The following is an 18,957-nucleotide window of genomic DNA, read 5'->3' as shown; positions in this document are numbered from 1 at the left end:
TTGTTATAAATGAAATTCAGACCCGTTCAGATTGACAATAAAAAACTAAAAGTCGCAAGTTCGCCTTTTACACACGATCAGCAAAGTACCAGCCGCATTATGCTGTGGGTTGTGCTGGCAGCGCTCCCCGGTATTGCAGTACAAACTTACTTCTTTAGTTACGGTACCTTGTTCCAGCTCCTGCTTGCGGTGATTACCGCCCTACTTGCAGAATCATTTGCCCTATCTTTGCGTAAACAGGCAATTATGCCTCGTTTGCAGGATAATTCTGCATTACTGACAGGTTTACTTTTAGGGATCAGCCTTCCACCACTGGCTCCTTGGTGGCTGATTGTATTGGGAACTGCCTTTGCGGTAATTATTGCCAAACACTTATATGGTGGCCTTGGTCAAAACCCATTCAATCCAGCCATGGTCGGTTATGTCGTACTGCTAATATCATTCCCAGTGCAAATGACCGGCTGGTTGCCTCCTATGGATTTACTGGCAACACAAATCACACCGCTAGACAGTCTGATGGTGATCTTCAGCGGTCATACTCCCGATGGCACAACATTACAGCAGTTGCAACAAGGTTTCGATGGAATTAGCCAGGCTACACCACTGGATAGTTTCAAAACCGGTTTATTGACTCACAATATTGATGACGTTCTTCGCCAACCTATATTGCAAGGATCTCTGGCTGGCATTGGCTGGCAATGGGTCAACATTGCTTATCTTGTTGGTGGGTTGATTCTGCTGAACAGAAAAGTGATAACCTGGCAAATTCCTGTGGCATTTATCCTGGTATTAGGCTTATGTGCACTCACTAGCTGGTTGATTGATCCATCTCATTATTCGCCACCATTATTACAACTGTTTTCCGGTGCAACCATGCTAGGTGCATTCTTTATTGCAACCGATCCCGTCAGTGCTTCCACGACCCCCAAAGGTCGTTTGGTTTTTGGTGCCATGATCGGCTTATTAGTCTGGGTTATTCGTGTTTATGGTGGTTATCCTGATGCCATAGCATTTGCGGTCTTATTGGCGAATATCACCGTGCCACTCATTGACCATTACACCCAACCCCGCGTTTACGGGCATAAATAAGGAGCCGTTATGTTAGAAACCATGCGACGTCACGGCATCACACTAGCCATTTTTGCTGCAATTACCACCGGGTTGACGGCTGTCGTGAATTCACTCACCAAAAGTACTATCGCAGAACAAGCCGCACAACAGCACAAGTCGCTGCTTGATCAGGTTATTCCGCCGGCCCTATACGACAATGATATACAAAACGAATGTTATCTAGTCAATGCGGATGCTCTGGGCAATAACTTGCCTCATCGTCTCTATCTGGCCCGTAAAAATAATCAACCCGTGGCGGCGGCGTTAGAAAGTACTGCACCGGATGGTTATTCCGGTGCTATTCAATTACTGGTTGGCGCAGATTTCTCGGGAAAAGTGCTTGGTGTACGGGTTACAGAACATCATGAAACCCCAGGACTAGGGGATAAAATTGAAACCCGGATTTCAAACTGGATTCATGTATTCTCAGGGAAAACCATCACATCAAATCATGACCGGCACTGGGCAGTGAAAAAAGATGGCGGCGAGTTTGATCAATTTACTGGTGCCACTATTACCCCACGCGCCGTGACAAACTCAATCAAACGAACCACACTTTATTTACAGACTATACCTAAGCATCTCTCTTCTCTAGAATCCTGTGGAGAAAAATCATGAGTGAAACCAAAAACTTATTTATCCAAGGGCTATGGAAAAACAATTCCGCTTTAGTACAACTGCTAGGATTGTGCCCACTGTTAGCCGTATCTTCCACTGCAACCAATGCGCTCGGCTTAGGGCTGGCAACGACACTGGTTCTAGTCTGTACCAATATTGCGGTTTCCAGCTTGCGTCGTTGGGTACCCAATGAGATCCGTATTCCAATTTATGTTATGATCATCGCCTCGGTTGTCAGTACTGTCCAGATGTTGATTAACGCCTACGCTTTTGGTCTGTATGAATCATTGGGGATTTTCATTCCACTGATTGTGACTAACTGTATTGTTATCGGCCGTGCTGAAGCCTATGCCGCGAAAAATCCAATTATGCCATCGGCGATTGATGGCTTAGCAATGGGATTAGGAGCCACTTTTGCCCTGTTTGTTCTTGGTGCTATTAGAGAAATTCTCGGCAATGGAACCCTATTTGATGGCGCTGATTTACTGCTGGGTAATTGGGCTAAGGTATTACGAATAGAAATCGTTCATATGGATTCCCCTTTCCTGTTAGCGATCTTACCACCCGGCGCTTTTATCGGTTTGGGATTAATGCTGGCAGCGAAATATCTTATTGACGAAAAAATGAAAGCTAGGGCAATAAAAGAAAAAAGCCGTGCAATAACCATGTTACCAGAATAGGACAGTTCCATTTGATATGAACAAGCAGAAACGTATCGAAATTTTAACGCGTTTACGGGATAACAACCCAAAGCCAACAACTGAATTAGTTTTCACAACACCATTTGAGTTACTTATTTCAGTACTGCTTTCAGCGCAAGCAACAGATGTGAGCGTTAATAAAGCCACAGCGAAACTCTATTCAGTTGCTAATACCCCCAAGGCAATACTTGACCTTGGTGTAGATGGGCTGAAAGAGTATATAAAAACTATCGGTCTGTATAACACCAAAGCGGAAAATACAATTAAAACCTGCCAGATATTACTGGAAAAACATGCTGGCGAAGTTCCCGAAGATCGTGCTGCATTGGAGGCATTGCCAGGTGTTGGCCGCAAAACAGCTAATGTGGTGTTAAACACCGCTTTCGGCTGGCCGACTATTGCAGTCGATACCCATATTTTTCGCGTTTGTAATCGTACTCAATTCGCGCCCGGTAAAAATGTCAATGAAGTCGAAAATAAATTACTGCAAGTTGTCCCGGTCGAATTTAAAGTTGATTGTCATCATTGGCTTATTTTACACGGTCGTTATACCTGCATAGCCCGTAAACCTCGTTGTGGTTCCTGTATTATTGAAGATCTATGTGAATTTAAAGAAAAAATTTACCCTGAGTAACTATTGTAATTTCCATACTGTTTTACGCTATTGTGCAGATGTTGCTTGCTCGACACCATCAATTCGCGTAAAACTGTTATTCTAAAAAACTATCTGATAATAACCCTCAACTTTCTCCGCGGATATTATGTTTCAAAACAACCCGCTGCTTGCACAGCTAAAACAGCAACTTCATTCCCAAACACTTCGAGTAGAAGGTTTGGTCAAAGGTACCGAAAAAGGATTCGGATTCTTAGAAGTCGATGGGCAAAAAAGTTATTTTATTCCTCCCCCACACATGAAAAAAGTTATGCATGGCGATCGAGTGACTGCCGCTATTCATACTGATAAAGAAAGAGAGATCGCCGAGCCAGAAACATTGATCGAGCCATTTTTAAGTCGCTTCGTTGGCCGTATTCAGAAAAAAGAAAATGATAACCGTTTATGGATCATTCCTGATCACCCACTGCTAAAAGATACTATCCCTTGCCGGCCGACCAATCAGGTCACTCATCCATTTCAACATGGTGATTGGGCCGTCGCTGAAATGCGTCATCATCCATTGAAAGGCAGCCGTGGTTTTCATGCAGAAATTACCGGCTATATCACTGAAGGCGACAATCACTACGCCCCTTGGTGGGTAACACTCACTCGCCATAACCTGGAACGTGATGCTCCCACTATGACTGCCGATTGCCAGATGAACGATGGCGATCTTGAGCGCATTGACTTAACATCGCTGGATTTTGTCACTATTGACAGTGCAACCACGGAAGATATGGACGATGCTTTGCATATTGCTAAGCAAGATGACGGTAGCCTGAAACTCAGTATCGCCATTGCTGATCCAACCGCTTATATTGCGGCTGACAGCGAACTGGATCAAATCGCCCATCAACGTGCTTTCACTAACTACCTGCCGGGTTTTAATATCCCCATGTTGCCACGCGATCTGTCAGAGAATTTATGCTCTCTGCGCCCTAACGTCCGCCGTCCGGCATTGGTTTGTCAAGTTTCTATTCTGGAAGATGGTCAACTGGGTGATGATATTGCGTTTTTCTCTACTTGGGTTGAATCAAAAGCTAAATTGGTTTACGACGAAGTTTCTGACTGGCTGGAAAAAACCGGGACTTGGGAACCCGCTTCCGAAGCGATTAAGACTCAAATCACACTCCTGAAGGAAATGAGTGATCGCCGTAACCAATGGCGCCACCAAAATGCGCTTATTTTCAAAGATCGTCCTGATTATCGCTTCATCCTCGATGATAATGGTTACGTATTGGATATCGTAGTAGAACAACGCCGCACAGCTAACCGTATTGTTGAAGAAGCAATGATCACTTCTAACCTGTGCGCCGCAAAAATACTACGCGATAAGTTAGGTTTTGGTATTTACAATGTTCATATGGGTTTTGAGCCACTGCAAATTGAACAAGTGGTTGAATTACTGAAAGAAAATGGTGTCGATGCTAACACAGAAGAATTGTTAACCTTAAACGGCTTCTGCAAATTACGCCGTGAATTGGATAAACAGCCAACACAATTCCTTGATAGTCGTATTCGTCGTTTCCAGACTTTCGCAGAAATTAAACCTGAACCCGGCCCTCATTTTGGTCTCGGTTTTGATGCTTACGCCACCTGGACATCACCGATCCGTAAATACAGCGACATGATTAACCATCGTTTACTGAAAGCGATTATTCAAAAAACGGATGTGGAACAACCCTCAGAAGAAAGCTGTTTGCAACTGGCTGAACGTCGCAGACTGAATCGTATGGCTGAACGTGATGTAGGAGATTGGCTGTATGCCCGCTTCCTGCAACCACACGCAGGAACAGAACAACGATTTACCGCAGAAGTCATTGATATCACCCGTGGTGGTTTACGTGTCCGGCTGGTCGATAACGGTGCAGTGGCCTTTATACCGGCACCATTCCTACATGCCGTGCGTGATGAGCTGCAATGTAGCCAAGAGACCGGTACAGTGATTATCAAAGGTGAAATCGCTTACCAATTGAACGATATTATTGATGTTCGTATTGATGAAGTCAGAATGGAAACGCGTAATATTGTCGCCCGCCCTACGGCCTGATTTCCCTTAATTGAACCCTTTCTGAGTCAAACTACAGCTTAATCGCTGTAGTTTGTTTCAATCTTACATTTCGTTCTGTTCGATACGGGGTGTCACTATATTGAACCATTATCATTATCCCCTCACAGTGATAACATTTCCCTTTCCACTTCTTTACAAAAATTTACTATTTCTACTGTTTACTACTCGCTATAGAGTATTTTTAATAAATATCCCGTATTAACCACAGAGACCTTATCAGCCCACTCCTCAACGGATACATTGTCTTATATTTAACCATATTATAAAAAACTATAAATAAATATTTATATATAGTTATACTAATTAATAATTTTACAATGTTATTAATTAGTATTTGATATTAACCGATATTAACTATAATTACCCTGCCTTACGATTGTGACTTTAAAATCAAAAAATAATATTTTTATATGAGCAATCATTTCTATAAATCAGATGGATACGGTAGCTATATAGCTAAATAAATAATAAATTTAATCAACCTAGAGGATTATATGTCAAACTTTGAATATGATATCGAAAATAAAAATGACGCCTATCAATCAAAAGAAAATGAATATACTGTGGTCAATGGAGAGTATTTTAAATATAATACGAAAAATGATAAAAATAATGATAATACTTTTATTTACCTATTAAAATGTAATCAAGACTATCCAACCTGGATAACCTCTGATATTAAAAAAGTGAGTCTATATATCATAGAAAATTTATTTTCTTATAATAAATACTCAACTAAATTACAACAAACTTTAAAACAAGCTGTGAACGCCGTTTTCAATGAATATTCCGAAATAAAATACTCTGAGTTACTGCATAACATTAACAATATATTCAACCTTTTTTTCATAAAAAAATATAATAGTCCTGATATCGATACAGCAATCAATATTTTAATATCAAAAATAGAAATTAATGAAAAATTAGCAAGCATAAATAAAAATAAAATCGATTCAGATCAAACTAAAATCGATATATGGCAGGAACTGGGTATCAACGCGGAAGAACCTTTACTGAAAATATATCGTCAGGCATTCTCTACCGGAGAAATCGATGATGAGCTCTATTCAGATGCATTGCTAACTTTTATGTCAGATGGCAATGTAACGTTAAGTGATAAAGAAAAATCAGATTATAATCAACGAATCAAAGATAAAGAAGATCTTTTCAAATCCTATAAAAAAGGCATTGAAAAGGTGAATAGTTTAATTTCCGCTAATAATATTAATCCAGGTATTCCGATTATTCATCCAGAAACAAATCAAAGTATCAGCATTGGAGATGACATACTATTAGCGCTACTAGCCAAAGAAGAGATAGCATTAAAAAAACAACATCGTACCGAGTATAGTCAGAAAGATATTTTTGAACTGCAAACTCTACAAGCTGCTAAGTATCATTTATTAATCTTATCTTCATTAGGTGCCCTATTATATCAGATTGCCCCTAAAATCGGAAAAATGATTCAAGGTCATGGTGATTATCGTGATATCATTTTTTCCCAAGAGCAGGCTGAATTATTATTTAAAAAACATAATATTCACTATGATACTGATCATGTTCTTTCTCAAGAATCAAAACATATTGAAATGGAAGGCTGTATTATTTTAACAGCCGCAATTATTTATCGAATGAGAAAAGAGAATGCCAATGAGGAACAAGCATTTAAGTACTCTACATTAGAAACAATAAAATTATTTGAAAATGACAAGCAAAAACTTAATCCTTTCAATAAAAGCAACATAAAGCCAGCAGGATATTTTTCTTTTATTGATTTCAAAAAGAGAGATAAATTTGATTCACAATATAATTTTAATGAGCAATTTAATGTTTATAAAAACAAATACAGTCATTATGAATCCATTTCACTCAGTAAGTTAATACTTTCATCTCCGGCTGCGCAATTAACTGCCGAAGAGATTGTTAATCCACCAGAAGAAGCCTTTCTCTATTCAGTCGAACACGGAATGGGAAATGTCGCCATGATAAAAATGTATCAGGGTAATTGGTTGGTTGTCTCAACAATACAAGGAGGCGTGAAAGCAAAAAAATATTCCCAACAACAAGTTGATAGCCAACCCACCTTACATGCTATGTCTAGACCCAATGCACTATTTTTAATTGAGCAAAAAATAGAGATAGGCATGGGGATATTAATGGCAAATAGAATGATTCCTACAGGAAAAAGACTTTTCCCGATTGGCTATGTACGAGCCAAAACCTTCAGCGGCTTCTCAGAAACAAACCGATATAAACATTCTTACGACGCATTTTGGAATGATTATTACGGTATAACTTCAGGAATGAATGTCGGAATTAGCTTCACGGGTTCACCTACATTTAATTTCTATAAAGATGAAAACTTACTTTCTGTTACCTCAACGATAATACAGCAAGGCTTAAACGATATTACAATAAAAAGTAAACAGGCGCTGGATATTACCTCTGGTTGGCATATCGCGGCAACCATTCTTATTCCTTTCTATAATGTTATCTATAAAGCAACAACCGATAGTGAATATAAATTAACTGGAGGGGATATTGGCTCCATTGTCTTTGATACAGCAAATGTGCTGTTAGTTGTTGCTACCCTAGGTATGTCATTGACTGAATCAATGGCCGCAAAAGTCACACAGACCACATTGCGCCTCAGACAAGCCGGTCTAACCGGAAGAGCTTTAATTACAGCGGTTATCAGAACATTACCAGAGCATGGCATAATCACTTTACGCCAATCTTCTCGCATTCTGCTCGGCGGATTAATTGATTTAATCGAGCCTTTACCGATTAGATCAACACTGACCTTAACTTACCGAGGAGTTGTAAGCGCAGTAGGTGTGATAAAAAATAGCATTAAACTTGAGAAAAGTTTCGCCGATATTTTTAGCAAAAGCACCAGAGGGATTGGTAAACTTAAAAATGAATGGAAAGTCAGCAATATTTCACTCGACGAAATGGTCCCTCATGCAAATGAGGGAATATATAAAGGGATCTATTCAATACGCCCTGCTAATGTGGAAACAGCAATTAAACAGAATTACTATATAAAGGAATCTGGTGCTAATTATCAAGTCAAATGGGATGAAGCAAACCACACTTGGCGCGTAGCCAACCCGGCTTATCCGAAACAATTTAGTTACTGGTCTGCGGTGAAATTAGATAAAAATGGCCATTGGATTACTCATACCGATGTATCTAATAAATTTTTTATCCTGGAGCAGAGTAAAAAAATAGATCATGAACTTGAAGCAGCACGCAGTAATATTAATAACGATAAAATATTAGATGCATTTATTCATATCAATACCGCATTCAAAAGTCATGAAAAGTATGATATCTATAAACTATCAGATATTACTGACACATTAAGCCATTTCTTGGAAAAATCCCTAAAACTTGGAGATAAACAAGCCCTACTCAACACAGAGATAGTGAATATCCAACAAGCCTGGATACGTGAAGTCACCTTACCATTACAAAACAATCTAAGTATTTCGGCTGAAAAGATTAATGCCATCAAAACCGAACTGCCTTATCTATTGAAGGAAATCTATCCTGTTGGAAATCAATTACCTAATGAATCAGCAATCAATAAAATTGCCCTAGCTATTGAAGAAATACCTGTCACACCGATGCCAAAATATTCTTCCGGTAATATCCAAAAAACTATACAATATACATCCATAGAGAGTAACCGTGTAGATATTCCTCCTATCGGGATCACAATAACAGGTAATGAACTATTTATTAATCAAGTCACTCACGTACTAGATGAAATAAGTGAAATTCCTTCCGGAAATATCGTTATTCAGGAGCTTGAAAAACAGGGTTTAAATATACAACCACCGACGATGGACGCCATTGTACGCGAAAAAGAGGGTCAATTTTATGCTCGTAATAGCGCCGGTAGCAGTATTGCCTTTGACCCAGAGAATCACCTGATTGGCACAGAAGAAAAGCTTGTCGAGGAGCCATGGCGTTCCCGTGAACCTGCTATCGCTTTATATCATGAGATGCTACATATCTATTATAATCGTTACCCAACATGGTTTACTTCTATCGATAATAAAATAATTGATCAAAAAGTCAGTGGCGGTTTTTCTTTGCTGGAAGAATCACGCATTGTGGGAACAAAATATTACTCCAATGATAAAAATACGTTATTTGATTTCAGTAATTCCGGCTATTTATTAGAAAACAATTCTGCCTTATTGACTGAAAATAGATTCAGAGCAGAATATGCCATATTCAAAGGTGAAAGCGAGTATGTTATTCAACCTTATTATGGCAAAGGCGATAGTCAAATCCCATTAACAAGTACTAGAATAAGCACCAATGAATCACACCGTAATGTCATGGGTGTGGGAAGTGGAAAACCTGAAAAAATGCCCGGTGAATCAGCTACTGATTACCGTAATAGAGTGAAGGAATGGCGAAAAGAGAATAAAAAACCAGGGATGGATATAGATATTGGATCAGCGGATATTAGAAAAAGAAAAGCACAACTCAGAATTGAGCTTTTACAAAAAGAATATCCTCAACTTGAACCACAAAAAATTGAGCTTGGCGGAGCATTCGAATTATGGACAGTACCTAATGAACCGGCGAATAGATTAATGCTGAGTTCACATGGATATTTTTTCTCTGATAGTGCAATGACGCAAGTCCCCGCGGGAAAAACGATTCAATTTCTTGGTCCTCACGGTCAAACATTATTGGAATCACCGGAAAGTCCATTGAATTCTCCCTTTGATGTTACATTGGGTAATAGCGGCTTGACTGTACAACCTTATGCAACAATTAAAGCAGGCAACACAGCAAGTCTGGCTAATGTAAGAATAGGTGATAAGACGTTTACCGTGAACGATATTCAGAATATGGCTACCAATGATATTGAAAATTATCTGCTAGCCACTGGAGTAGAAGCCAATACAGTTAATCATGGCAGGGTAAGAAATTACGGTATCAAATATTATGAGAAAATGCCTGATGAGGAAGTGAAAGCGGCAATATGGAAAAATAGGACAGACAGTACAAATATCAATAAATATGACGCACTATTAGTCAGCCCTGAAGCGGAGAATCGTAAAAAATTGTCCGATATTTTTACGCTGCTGAAAACCAACGAAAGGATGGCAAAATATGATGAAATAACCTTTGTTGCCTGTCGTGAAGAATTGAACAGAATAAATATGAAATCAGTACATGATACCGGTCTTGGCGGTGGTTATGAACCCAAACTACAACCAACGGTGATTATTTCACGTTCTAAACGATCGGAGACTCTCACGCCGGATGGAGCAATTATTTATTCTATTATTGCGGTAAATCTACATCATAATCTCATAACAGAAAAAATTATCGGCATAGCACCTTTCTTGTTGATAGATAATTAAAAGGTTTTTGTATTACTTGAAACACTAAATTAAGGCGGGAAATATTTTCTCGCCTTATTTATTTTAAACTGTGTTAATTCTGCGCTAGGAATTGCATCCTACGATTTTGATATCTTATTTAGCCTACTATATTAAATTACACCTTTTGACTTTAGAAGCGTTAGATATGATTAAAAAGAAAAATTTTAATCAGTCAGATTCTGTGTCTCCACAAAGTGTTGTATCCAGTGTATTAAGTATTTTATTAAAACTGACGTACAAAAAATTGACAGAACCTAAAGAAGTCGATGTCATTGGAATTATTCAAGATACATTAATTAAATATACCAGTGAATGGTTAGAAGCAGAGTATCAAGCCGTAAGAAAAGATGCGGAAAGTTTACAAGATGCCATCTCATCTTATCAAAAGAATCCCACAGATGAAGCAAGACAATTAATTGTAGTTCGTAATGAAATCGCGATAGCGGATATGCGTCGCTTGTGTATTCTCAGTATTAATACAGCGAAGAAAAACAGTATTCCTCTCTTATCCAGCATTTGTGCCCTTTCCTGTTTATTATACTTTTTTACATTAAGAGATACCTTGGTTAATGGATCGGAATGGGGTTATTCACTTTATGATCTTCAAAAATACAGCAAAGCAATAGCCGAACAAGCAGATATTATGTTTAACGATATTCTAATTGCCGCTCTTAATAACTATAACAGTGAAGATTTTTATGAGCCAGAGACACAGGCAAAGCGCTCAATGATATATTGGACAAGTGACTATACTAATATTCAATCCCATTTAACTTTTGGCGCACAACGAAAATCTTCGCGTGTTTGTTTAGATCCAAATGACACAGATAATTTATTTATCGACCATAACTACAATAATATTTTTCTCGGCGATGTATTTTTGAATGGTGGTAGGTCATCTAGAAAAGGTAGCTATAATTATCTTTCAGCAACAGAACCACAAACGTATGAGCGTGGCCCGACTCAAATTACCTTACAGGTTAAATCGGCAGGACGGTATCGTTTACGAATGTATTATGCCTATATGTCAGCTTCATTCAATTTTGATTCGGCAATTCAAATGAAGCTAGAACAATCAAACAGCACTATTTTCGATCAAAATATCAAATTCTTTACCGAAAAAGTTTTAACACCTTATATACCCAATGGATTTCAAGATGCATCGCGACGGCAAGGGAGCGAATCCCCGGGAGCATAGATAACTATGTGACCGGGGTGAGTGAGTGCAGCCAACAAAGAAGCAACTTGAAAGATGACAGGTATAAATCAGGTTCAAACTACGGGCCGGTTGTATATCGGACAACTGAGGTTGATTTAAAGGCTGGGCCTCTAGTGTTAACATTACATGAAGAAAAAGGTAAACGTCTATCTGGTGAGGGATTAATTCAGCATATTGAATTTTTAGGGCTATAATATTGCATGAGATTGTTACCGAAACCTTGGTAACAATCTCCTTTATTTCTTGCTGCTCTTACCAAATAGTATTGCACGGATCTGGTATACAGAGCAGCAAAAGCAAGTGCAAGTGCAATATGCCTGCCCTCTTCCATTAATGCGTTTTATGTTAACTATGGCGGAAACCCACCAAAGATCGGCGAATTACCTGATTATGATGCCGATGCAATAGTGCATCGTTATAAACCCAAAGCTAAGCCATTGGAGTTGGTTATTCCAAGACTGCATTTGTATCGTGAGATTTAGTGCATGACTGTTATTTGACCGCATTAGTCATTTGTCATAAAAAAATGACTAATTTGATGATTTTTTCATCTGCCGTAATGAAAATCATTTTTTCCAATTTAATCTGTGAGACCAGAATTCTATCAAATGGATCTTTGTGCATCTTATCAGGCAAGGTCAATACGTTAACTGTATGTTCACCTTTTTATCGGTAGTTCTTTAAAATCATTATCCAGTAATTCTTTGCGTAGAACATGCGGCTCAATGTCTATCTTCCCAAGATCATATTTGATAGCCACTTCCCAAATGCTGGCTGCACTGAAAAAGACCTGATTATCAAAATTGGTGAGAATGTCCATACATTTCTGATTCAGCTTCGTTGGTTGGCTATAACTTTACCGTTGCGCGCAATAAGGAATGGCTCCCCGGTTGTTGCCACACTGTTTAGCAGTTTGGACAGATGTGTCTTAGCTTCGTAGATATTGATTTTTTCCATCAGCAAGACCTCATTTTTAAACCTAAAGTCATTATCTACAGCTCTCAGACCTAGTCAAGTTAACCAGATCAACAGAATATTTGATACTCATAAATAAATTGGTTATTCCGAAACTGCATTTAGCATGATTACTATTTGACCTCCCTAGGTCATTTGTCTATCATAAAAGTGACAAATGACTAACGAGGTGCTTATGAGAGTATTTACACCAAACCATAAAACACAAAGCAACCCACTTTGGAGAGCAGTTGGTTTCCCTTCAAGCAATGGGCCACATTTAAATGCAGTATTAAATGAAGGGCTACCTATAACTGTAGTTGAAAAAATACAAGATTGGTCAATGTTTGCTAAGAGAGATATTCTACGAATCACGGGTATCCAAATGCGCAACTATTCAAGACGACGCTCAAATAAAGGTAAATTCACAGCAGATGAAAGTCAGCGTATTGCCCGATTCGTACGTGTCATGGATTGTGCTGTAGATTTATTCGATGGCGATAAAGATAAAGCAACTCAGTGGATGAAACGTCCCGTTCGGGGGTTAGGATACGTCACGCCTGAATCAATGCTGGATACAGAAAGTGGCGCGCTGGATGTCATCAATCTCATAGGCAGAATTGAACATGGAGTTATATCGTGATCCTATACCGGCTCATACGTTCGAAGTATGTAGAATCAGCGTGGAGCGGTACTGGAGCAAAACTGTATGGTGGCCGCTGGCACAATATAGGAAGGCCAGCAGTCTATGTTACTACTTCTGTTTCCTTGGCTGTTCTGGAAGTTCTTGTTCATGTTGGGGATGATGAGCTTCTTACTGATTTTGCACTGCTAAGTATTGATATCCCCGAAAACCAGATTGATATTTTAAATATTGATACTTTACCTCCAGATTGGAACGATCCTATACCTCCGGTAAGCACAATGGAAATAGGCAGTGAATGGCTCGATGTTAATGATTCCATTGGCCTTATGGTACCTTCTGCCATCATACCTTACGAGAATAATGTTATGCTGAATCCTATGGCGAAAGATTTTCAGAAATACATGAGCACGATCAAACGCCTTGATTTTGGTATTGATTCCCGACTGGCAAAAACAAAAAATAGTTGAGGAGCAAGGAAATGAAAACCGGAACACAAGGCTCTGGTTCAAATAGCTAAACAGCGATTATTTCAAGCTGCCAACCATATCTTCAGGACGAACCCACTCATCAAACTCAGCGTCTGTCAAATAACCCAGTTTCATTGCGGATTGTTTCAAAGTCAGCCCTTCTTTATGCGCTTTCTTGGCAATTTCCGCTGCTTTGTCATAACCGATATGGGTATTCAGCGCCGTGACCAGCATCAGCGATTCATTCAGCAACTGCGTAATACGATCGCGGTTAGGCTCAATACCTGATGCTTGAGATCCTACAACTGCGGCTACTTTACCCTATGGATTTCAAGGTGCATCGCGACGGCAAGGGAGCGAATCCCCGGGAGCATAGGTAACTATGTGACCAGGGTGAGTGAGTGCAGCCAACAAAGAGGCAACTTGAAAAATGACGGGTATAAACCAGATTCATGAACTACCCGCGGTGGGTATGGGACTCATATAAAGCTTTAAATCATCATAAATACATTTATGAGATTCAATTAGCACTCTTAAATACTTCTCCTTTCATATCAGATTTTAGTAAAATAAGAGCTATAATAAAGTCTATTAACCATAAAATTTAAACTTAAAAGGTGTATTTATGGCTCTAATTCTTTATACCGAATCGGAGTTGCTAGAAGAACTTGGGCACCGCCTCCGTTGGCATCGGTTACAGCGTAACATGCTCCAGACAGAACTAGCTCTCAGGAGCGGTATTTCCGTCTCTGCGCTCAAAAAACTTGAAGGCAGCGGACGGGGCACGCTTGAGAATTTCATGAAGGTCGTCTTTGCTCTACGACTGGAGAACGAAATTAAGTCCCTGTTTACGCCACAACAGATCAGCATTGCACAGCTCGAAGCCATGAAAGCACCGGTTCGCCAGCGCGCCCGGCGAACCCAACGTTCGTCTCGGAAACCCTCCGGCAATGGCCGCGCCCATCAATCAAGAGACTCAAAAAAATGACGACACAAAACTTTCAGTACCGATCACTGGGTCGGCTACAAGTGATCTACAGTGGTCGTGGGGAACAGTGGGTGTTGGGCCATCTGGCCGAAAGTACTGTGCGTGGCCGCTATTTATTTGAGTACACCCATGAAGCTCTTGATAGTGGCATCGAATTCTCGCCCCTACAACTGCCACTTTCCACAGAGACTTACGCGAATTTTGAGCACTTTCAGGACTGGCTTCCTGGTTTCATCGCAGATTCCCTGCCGGATGGCTGGGGACGGCTGCTTATGGACCGGTTCCTTCGCCGTAATAATGTCGATCCTGGCCGGATTTCCGCCCTGGAACGCCTGGCATTACTGAGCGATAACACGATGGGGGCTCTGACCTACCAACCTGCTCTGCCTTTACCGGACGACCAGGAAGACAAATATAGTATTCTGAGCTTGACCGGACTGGCTCAGCAGATCCGTCAGGAAGTCACCGGTCAGGACTCGGAGGCACTGCGTGAACTTTTCCTACTTGGCGGCTCGCCTCACGGAGCCAGACCAAAAGCACAAATAGAATATAATCCATCCACCGGCCAGATGAAAACGACTGCGTTCCCAGGAAGTAAGCCTTGGTTGGTCAAATTCCCCGCAGCAGAAGAAAATCCTTGGGTCTGTGCCCTTGAAGAAGTGTATGCCTGTACTGCCAGAATAGCGGGCATTGATTTTCCCACAAGTCGCTACTTCCGCCTTGAAGGGGAGCTTGCTGCTTTCGGTGTCCAGCGTTTCGATCGTGAGAATGGAATGCGGGTGCCGGTACTAAGTATAGCCGGTGCCCTACATGCCGACTTCCGATTACCCTGTATGGATTACATAGATATCTTACGGGCAACTGGCTCCATCACCCGCTCTATTGTTGCACGAGAAATCCAAGCCCGTCGTATGGTATTCAACGTGTTGATGCATAACCGCGATGATCATGTGAAGAATTTCTCCTTCATTCTGAATGAAAGCAATGAGTGGGTGGTATCCCCCGCCTATGATCTGACCTTTGCGGACGGACCCGGCGGACAACATCAAACCTCAGTGACCGGCCACGGAGCAGATATCACCCGCACTATGTTGCTTAAGGTTGCCAAAGATGCGGGCATCGCGTCGGCCAAAATGAACAATATTATTGATGAAGTAGCGGATGTCGCCGCCGACTTCGCCCATACTGCGCGAAATATAACTGATGATATTCCCGCTGACGAACTCCATCAGGTCACGAACTGCATTAACCGTAATCTGTCTTATCTTAAACGATAAATTCAAGGTACACAGGCCTTCTTAATTCTTATGTTAATCAGAAAGCCCCGGCGGAGGTACTGCACATCAGCCACGTCTCGACTGTCGTCTGAAAAAGATTACAACCCTAACTCAGATAATCCAGGATGATCATCAGGACGGCGACCTAAAGGCCAATGAAATTTGCGCTCAGATTCTTTTATCGGAAGATCATTAATGCAAGCATAACGGTTATACATCAAGCCATCTTCGTTAAATTCCCAATTCTCATTACCATATGAGCGAAACCAGTTACCGGAATCGTCATGCCATTCATAAGCATAACGAACCGCTATCCTATTATCAGTAAACGCCCAAAGTTCTTTAATCAATCGATATTCATGCTCTTTCGCCCATTTTCTGGTTAATAAATCCTGAGCTTCTTTACGACTATGTACAAATTCAGCACGATTACGCCAATAGGTATCCAATGAATAAGCCAATGCCACTTTTTCAGGATCACGGCTATTCCATCCATCTTCCGCCAAGCGGACTTTCTGAATAGCAGTTTCGCGGGTAAATGGCGGCACCGGCTGGCGAATTTCTTTTATACCCGTCATCTTTCAAGTTGCCTCTTTGTTGGCTGCACTCGCTCACCCCGGTCACATAGTTTGCTATGCTCCCGGGGATTCACTCCCTTGCCGTCGCGATCCATCTTGAAATCCATAGGGTATATATTAGACATATTGTCTCCTAATTAAATTTTCCATTAACTCACATCGTATTTATTCAGCAATGCCTCGGCAATATTCATCGCCTCTAAAGCATAATGTGTATCATTCATCACATGCGCAGTGGTAATAGCGCCTTCTATTAAGAGCAGGAGCTTCCTCGCTAAATCCACTGATGAATCCGGCGATATTTCTTTACAAATAGACAGCACGTAAGTAAAAACTTTCTCTTTATGTTCCTTAGCAATTATTCTTACCGGATCATCAGGATTAGGGCGCTCACCGGATGTATTGATAAATGCACATCCTCTAAAATCATCACTCGCGAACCATCTTTGTAATACCAAAAAAATATTCAGCAATTTCTCTTTAGGTGTTTTATATTCAGCTATTGATGCGGTAAACCCCCGCATCCATCGTTCATCTCGCCGACGAAGAACTTCTTCAATCAACCCCTCTTTCGTACCAAAATAACGATAAATTGTCTTACGTGAAGAACCTGTCGTGCGCGTTATCAGATCGATACCCGTCGCCGCAATCCCCCTTGTGTAAATTAATTCCTCTACAACATCCAACATGTTTTCCCTGATGTTGGACGCCTGCTCACCTTCCATGTTTTTCATGGTAGAACGATCATTCTCCACAGTCAACCTCTTTACTGAAAAAATAGATTTAAATTGTTATCTCTATGATTTAAAAAGTAATTATTAATGTTCATCGCCTTTATCATCAAAGTTGCTCATTCCCATACGAAAATGCCTTTTAATAATGATCTTATCAGAGAAATGAAGAAATAATGAAGAAATAATATTAATTATATTACTATCCTTAAGAGGGGAAAATAATATCAAAATATTATTTTCATAGAATATTAACAATAATCTATTTTATCTCTTTATTGTGAATTATTTCTAATTAAAATGATTAAGAATATTATTAACAAATATCTTAAAACACTACCAATAATTAGACTCAGGAGTAAAATGAATGAAGGGCGAATATCCGCCCTTCTATACCCTATGGACTTGAAAGATAACGGGTATATCAACCACCAGCTAATTTAACTGTCATACCTTTGGCTTCGAGTAACTGTTTCAATAATTCTCTTTTATCGCCCTGAATTTCGATCTCACCCTCTTTCACTGAACCACCACAGCCACATTTTTTCTTCAACTCAGCCGCCAGCTTAGCTAACGTCTGATCATCAGCATCAATCCCGGTAATCACGCAAACCCCTTTTCCTTTACAGCCACTGGTTTGACGCTGAATACGAACAATGCCATCCCCTTTTGGACGCTGAGATTCAACCGTTTCTTCCTGAATACGCCCTCTGTCTGTGGAATAGACCAACCGCGAATTATTATCTTGCATTAATCACTCCCGCAATAGATTGATTAATTTGACGCAATGCGGCCGCAGGATCGGCGGCACGGGTAATCGGACGGCCAATGACCATATAATCAACGCCAGCCAATACCGCCTGTTCTGGCGTCATGATACGGCGCTGATCACCCACATCACTGCCCGTCGGGCGAATTCCGGGAGTAACTAATTGAAAATGCTGACCACAAACCTTTTTCAGTTGCTGAGCTTCATGTGCAGAACAAACCACACCATCCAGCCCACATGCCTGAGTCAGTTTTGCCAACCTTTCAGCCTGTTGCGCTGGTGTCATATCAATCCCAATACCTTGCAGATCCGATTGTTCCATGCTGGTTAATACCGTGACAGCAATTAACAATGGAGCATCATGACCATAAGGCAGCAGCGCCTCTTTCGCCGCTGTCATCATTCTGGTGCCGCCACTAGCATGTACGTTTACCATCCAAACCCCCATCTCAGCAGCGGCAGCTACCGCTCTGGCGGTGGTATTAGGAATATCATGGAATTTCAAATCTAGAAATACTTCAAAACCACGTTGGTGCAGCAACTTAACAAACTGCGGACCATGTAAGGTAAACATCTCTTTACCTACTTTCAGACGGCAATCCTGTGGATCAATTTTATCGGCAAAAGCCAGCGCCGTATCCTGATTGTCGTAATCTAAAGCAACAATGACAGGCGAGCTAATCTGTCTACCGAACGATGTTAAGGTATGAGATGTCATTTTTTAACCTTTTTGACTAACAAAGCAATATTATGGTG

At 40.5% G+C, this 18,957-nt stretch carries 20 protein-coding genes and 2 pseudogenes; 14 read left to right on the top strand and 8 right to left on the bottom strand.

Features of this window, described 5'->3' with window-relative positions:
- Positions 1 to 9: 9 nt before the first annotated feature.
- The 9 genes and pseudogenes from rsxD to AAC155_RS05815 form a co-directional block, all read left to right on the top strand.
- Positions 10 to 1,089: an electron transport complex subunit RsxD gene (gene rsxD, locus AAC155_RS05855; RefSeq protein ID WP_113041386.1), complete on the top strand. Its 1,080-nt coding sequence runs from the start codon at positions 10 to 12 to the stop codon at positions 1,087 to 1,089.
- A 9-nt stretch (positions 1,090 to 1,098) separates the two neighbouring features.
- A complete protein-coding gene (rsxG, locus tag AAC155_RS05850) occupies positions 1,099 to 1,728 on the top strand; it encodes an electron transport complex subunit RsxG (RefSeq protein WP_113041385.1) in 630 nt (209 codons plus the stop codon).
- The gene (locus AAC155_RS05845; protein WP_113041384.1) at positions 1,725 to 2,408 is read left to right on the top strand and encodes an electron transport complex subunit E; all 684 of its coding nucleotides are present in this window, start codon (positions 1,725 to 1,727) and stop codon (positions 2,406 to 2,408) included. Before rsxG ends, AAC155_RS05845 begins: the two co-directional genes overlap by 4 nt.
- A gap of 16 nt (positions 2,409 to 2,424) precedes the next feature.
- Positions 2,425 to 3,063, top strand: a complete 639-nt coding sequence (gene nth, locus AAC155_RS05840) for an endonuclease III (protein WP_113041383.1) — start codon at positions 2,425 to 2,427, stop codon at positions 3,061 to 3,063.
- Positions 3,064 to 3,190: 127 nt separating this feature from the next.
- The gene (locus AAC155_RS05835) at positions 3,191 to 5,134 is read left to right on the top strand and encodes an exoribonuclease II (protein ID WP_113041382.1); all 1,944 of its coding nucleotides are present in this window, start codon (positions 3,191 to 3,193) and stop codon (positions 5,132 to 5,134) included.
- Positions 5,135 to 5,649: 515 nt separating this feature from the next.
- Complete coding sequence (locus AAC155_RS05830; RefSeq protein ID WP_113041381.1) at positions 5,650 to 10,551, top strand: putative adhesin; 4,902 nt, start codon at positions 5,650 to 5,652, stop codon at positions 10,549 to 10,551.
- Between the two features lie 166 nt (positions 10,552 to 10,717).
- Positions 10,718 to 11,770, top strand: a complete 1,053-nt coding sequence (locus tag AAC155_RS05825) for a hypothetical protein (protein ID WP_113041380.1) — start codon at positions 10,718 to 10,720, stop codon at positions 11,768 to 11,770.
- Between the two features lie 8 nt (positions 11,771 to 11,778).
- A complete protein-coding gene (locus AAC155_RS05820; RefSeq protein ID WP_146748060.1) occupies positions 11,779 to 11,985 on the top strand; it encodes a hypothetical protein in 207 nt (68 codons plus the stop codon).
- A 70-nt stretch (positions 11,986 to 12,055) separates the two neighbouring features.
- Positions 12,056 to 12,273 (top strand): annotated as a pseudogene (locus AAC155_RS05815) (DNA replication terminus site-binding protein); the annotation flags it as partial.
- A gap of 176 nt (positions 12,274 to 12,449) precedes the next feature.
- On the opposite strand, the gene AAC155_RS05810 reads toward AAC155_RS05815, so the two are convergent.
- Positions 12,450 to 12,611, bottom strand: coding sequence for a hypothetical protein (locus AAC155_RS05810; RefSeq protein ID WP_205068530.1), 162 nt, complete (start codon positions 12,609 to 12,611; stop codon positions 12,450 to 12,452).
- A gap of 11 nt (positions 12,612 to 12,622) precedes the next feature.
- Positions 12,623 to 12,748 (bottom strand): type II toxin-antitoxin system Phd/YefM family antitoxin, encoded by a 126-nt coding sequence (locus AAC155_RS05805; RefSeq protein ID WP_113041379.1) that lies wholly within the window; start codon positions 12,746 to 12,748, stop codon positions 12,623 to 12,625.
- A gap of 193 nt (positions 12,749 to 12,941) precedes the next feature.
- On the opposite strand from AAC155_RS05805, the gene parS reads away from it, so the two are divergent.
- A complete protein-coding gene (parS, locus tag AAC155_RS05800; RefSeq protein WP_113041400.1) occupies positions 12,942 to 13,388 on the top strand; it encodes a type II RES/Xre toxin-antitoxin system antitoxin in 447 nt (148 codons plus the stop codon).
- Positions 13,385 to 13,858: an RES family NAD+ phosphorylase gene (locus tag AAC155_RS05795; RefSeq protein ID WP_113041378.1), complete on the top strand. Its 474-nt coding sequence runs from the start codon at positions 13,385 to 13,387 to the stop codon at positions 13,856 to 13,858. The genes parS and AAC155_RS05795 overlap by 4 nt, the downstream gene beginning before the upstream one ends.
- Before the next feature lie 57 nt (positions 13,859 to 13,915).
- Here AAC155_RS05795 and fumC read toward each other — a convergent pair.
- Positions 13,916 to 14,149, bottom strand: a pseudogene (gene fumC, locus AAC155_RS05790) (class II fumarate hydratase); the annotation flags it as partial.
- On the opposite strand from fumC, the gene AAC155_RS05785 reads away from it, so the two are divergent.
- The 3 genes from AAC155_RS05785 to AAC155_RS05775 all read left to right on the top strand — a co-directional run bounded on the left by AAC155_RS05785 (position 14,150) and on the right by AAC155_RS05775 (position 16,123).
- Positions 14,150 to 14,314: a hypothetical protein gene (locus AAC155_RS05785; protein ID WP_158536500.1), complete on the top strand. Its 165-nt coding sequence runs from the start codon at positions 14,150 to 14,152 to the stop codon at positions 14,312 to 14,314. It abuts the pseudogene before it with no gap.
- Between the two features lie 169 nt (positions 14,315 to 14,483).
- Positions 14,484 to 14,846: a helix-turn-helix domain-containing protein gene (locus AAC155_RS05780; protein ID WP_113041377.1), complete on the top strand. Its 363-nt coding sequence runs from the start codon at positions 14,484 to 14,486 to the stop codon at positions 14,844 to 14,846.
- Positions 14,843 to 16,123, top strand: a complete 1,281-nt coding sequence (locus AAC155_RS05775; protein WP_113041376.1) for a type II toxin-antitoxin system HipA family toxin — start codon at positions 14,843 to 14,845, stop codon at positions 16,121 to 16,123. The genes AAC155_RS05780 and AAC155_RS05775 overlap by 4 nt, the downstream gene beginning before the upstream one ends.
- A 98-nt stretch (positions 16,124 to 16,221) precedes the next feature.
- Here AAC155_RS05775 and AAC155_RS05770 read toward each other — a convergent pair whose 3' ends face one another.
- The 5 genes from AAC155_RS05770 to pyrF form a co-directional block, all read right to left on the bottom strand.
- Complete coding sequence (locus AAC155_RS05770; protein WP_228902717.1) at positions 16,222 to 16,671, bottom strand: nuclear transport factor 2 family protein; 450 nt, start codon at positions 16,669 to 16,671, stop codon at positions 16,222 to 16,224.
- Positions 16,607 to 16,747 (bottom strand): hypothetical protein, encoded by a 141-nt coding sequence (locus AAC155_RS05765; RefSeq protein ID WP_228902714.1) that lies wholly within the window; start codon positions 16,745 to 16,747, stop codon positions 16,607 to 16,609. The genes AAC155_RS05770 and AAC155_RS05765 overlap by 65 nt, the downstream gene beginning before the upstream one ends.
- Before the next feature lie 103 nt (positions 16,748 to 16,850).
- Entirely contained in the window at positions 16,851 to 17,456 is a 606-nt protein-coding gene (locus tag AAC155_RS05760; protein WP_113041374.1) for a TetR/AcrR family transcriptional regulator, read from the bottom strand.
- Positions 17,457 to 17,856: 400 nt separating this feature from the next.
- The gene (yciH, locus tag AAC155_RS05755) at positions 17,857 to 18,183 is read right to left on the bottom strand and encodes a stress response translation initiation inhibitor YciH (RefSeq protein WP_113041373.1); all 327 of its coding nucleotides are present in this window, start codon (positions 18,181 to 18,183) and stop codon (positions 17,857 to 17,859) included.
- Positions 18,173 to 18,919 carry an orotidine-5'-phosphate decarboxylase gene (gene pyrF, locus AAC155_RS05750; RefSeq protein WP_011146655.1) on the bottom strand — a complete coding sequence of 249 codons (747 nt, stop codon included), beginning with the start codon at positions 18,917 to 18,919 and terminating at the stop codon, positions 18,173 to 18,175. Before pyrF ends, yciH begins: the two co-directional genes overlap by 11 nt.
- Positions 18,920 to 18,957: the final 38 nt, after the last annotated feature.

This window comes from Photorhabdus sp. HUG-39 (assembly GCF_963878365.1).
In the GTDB taxonomy this organism is placed as follows: Bacteria; Pseudomonadota; Gammaproteobacteria; order Enterobacterales; family Enterobacteriaceae; genus Photorhabdus; species Photorhabdus kayaii.
The sequence above is the reverse complement of the archived record's forward strand: the minus strand, read 5'-3'. Positions and strand labels throughout refer to the sequence as shown.

Excerpts from the sequence above, each read along its gene's own strand:
- AAC155_RS05810 (WP_205068530.1), bottom strand. The coding sequence starts at position 12,611 with ATGGACATTCTCACCAATTTTGATAATCAGGTCTTTTTCAGTGCAGCC.
- AAC155_RS05845 (WP_113041384.1), top strand. The coding sequence starts at position 1,725 with ATGAGTGAAACCAAAAACTTATTTATCCAAGGGCTATGGAAAAACAAT.
- AAC155_RS05830 (WP_113041381.1), top strand. The coding sequence starts at position 5,650 with ATGTCAAACTTTGAATATGATATCGAAAATAAAAATGACGCCTATCAA.
- rsxD (WP_113041386.1), top strand. The coding sequence starts at position 10 with ATGAAATTCAGACCCGTTCAGATTGACAATAAAAAACTAAAAGTCGCA.
- AAC155_RS05780 (WP_113041377.1), top strand. The coding sequence starts at position 14,484 with ATGGCTCTAATTCTTTATACCGAATCGGAGTTGCTAGAAGAACTTGGG.
- AAC155_RS05805 (WP_113041379.1), bottom strand. The coding sequence starts at position 12,748 with ATGGAAAAAATCAATATCTACGAAGCTAAGACACATCTGTCCAAACTG.
- nth (WP_113041383.1), top strand. The coding sequence starts at position 2,425 with ATGAACAAGCAGAAACGTATCGAAATTTTAACGCGTTTACGGGATAAC.
- AAC155_RS05835 (WP_113041382.1), top strand. The coding sequence starts at position 3,191 with ATGTTTCAAAACAACCCGCTGCTTGCACAGCTAAAACAGCAACTTCAT.
- rsxG (WP_113041385.1), top strand. The coding sequence starts at position 1,099 with ATGTTAGAAACCATGCGACGTCACGGCATCACACTAGCCATTTTTGCT.
- AAC155_RS05825 (WP_113041380.1), top strand. The coding sequence starts at position 10,718 with ATGATTAAAAAGAAAAATTTTAATCAGTCAGATTCTGTGTCTCCACAA.
- parS (WP_113041400.1), top strand. The coding sequence starts at position 12,942 with ATGAGAGTATTTACACCAAACCATAAAACACAAAGCAACCCACTTTGG.
- pyrF (WP_011146655.1), bottom strand. The coding sequence starts at position 18,919 with ATGACATCTCATACCTTAACATCGTTCGGTAGACAGATTAGCTCGCCT.
- AAC155_RS05775 (WP_113041376.1), top strand. The coding sequence starts at position 14,843 with ATGACGACACAAAACTTTCAGTACCGATCACTGGGTCGGCTACAAGTG.
- yciH (WP_113041373.1), bottom strand. The coding sequence starts at position 18,183 with ATGCAAGATAATAATTCGCGGTTGGTCTATTCCACAGACAGAGGGCGT.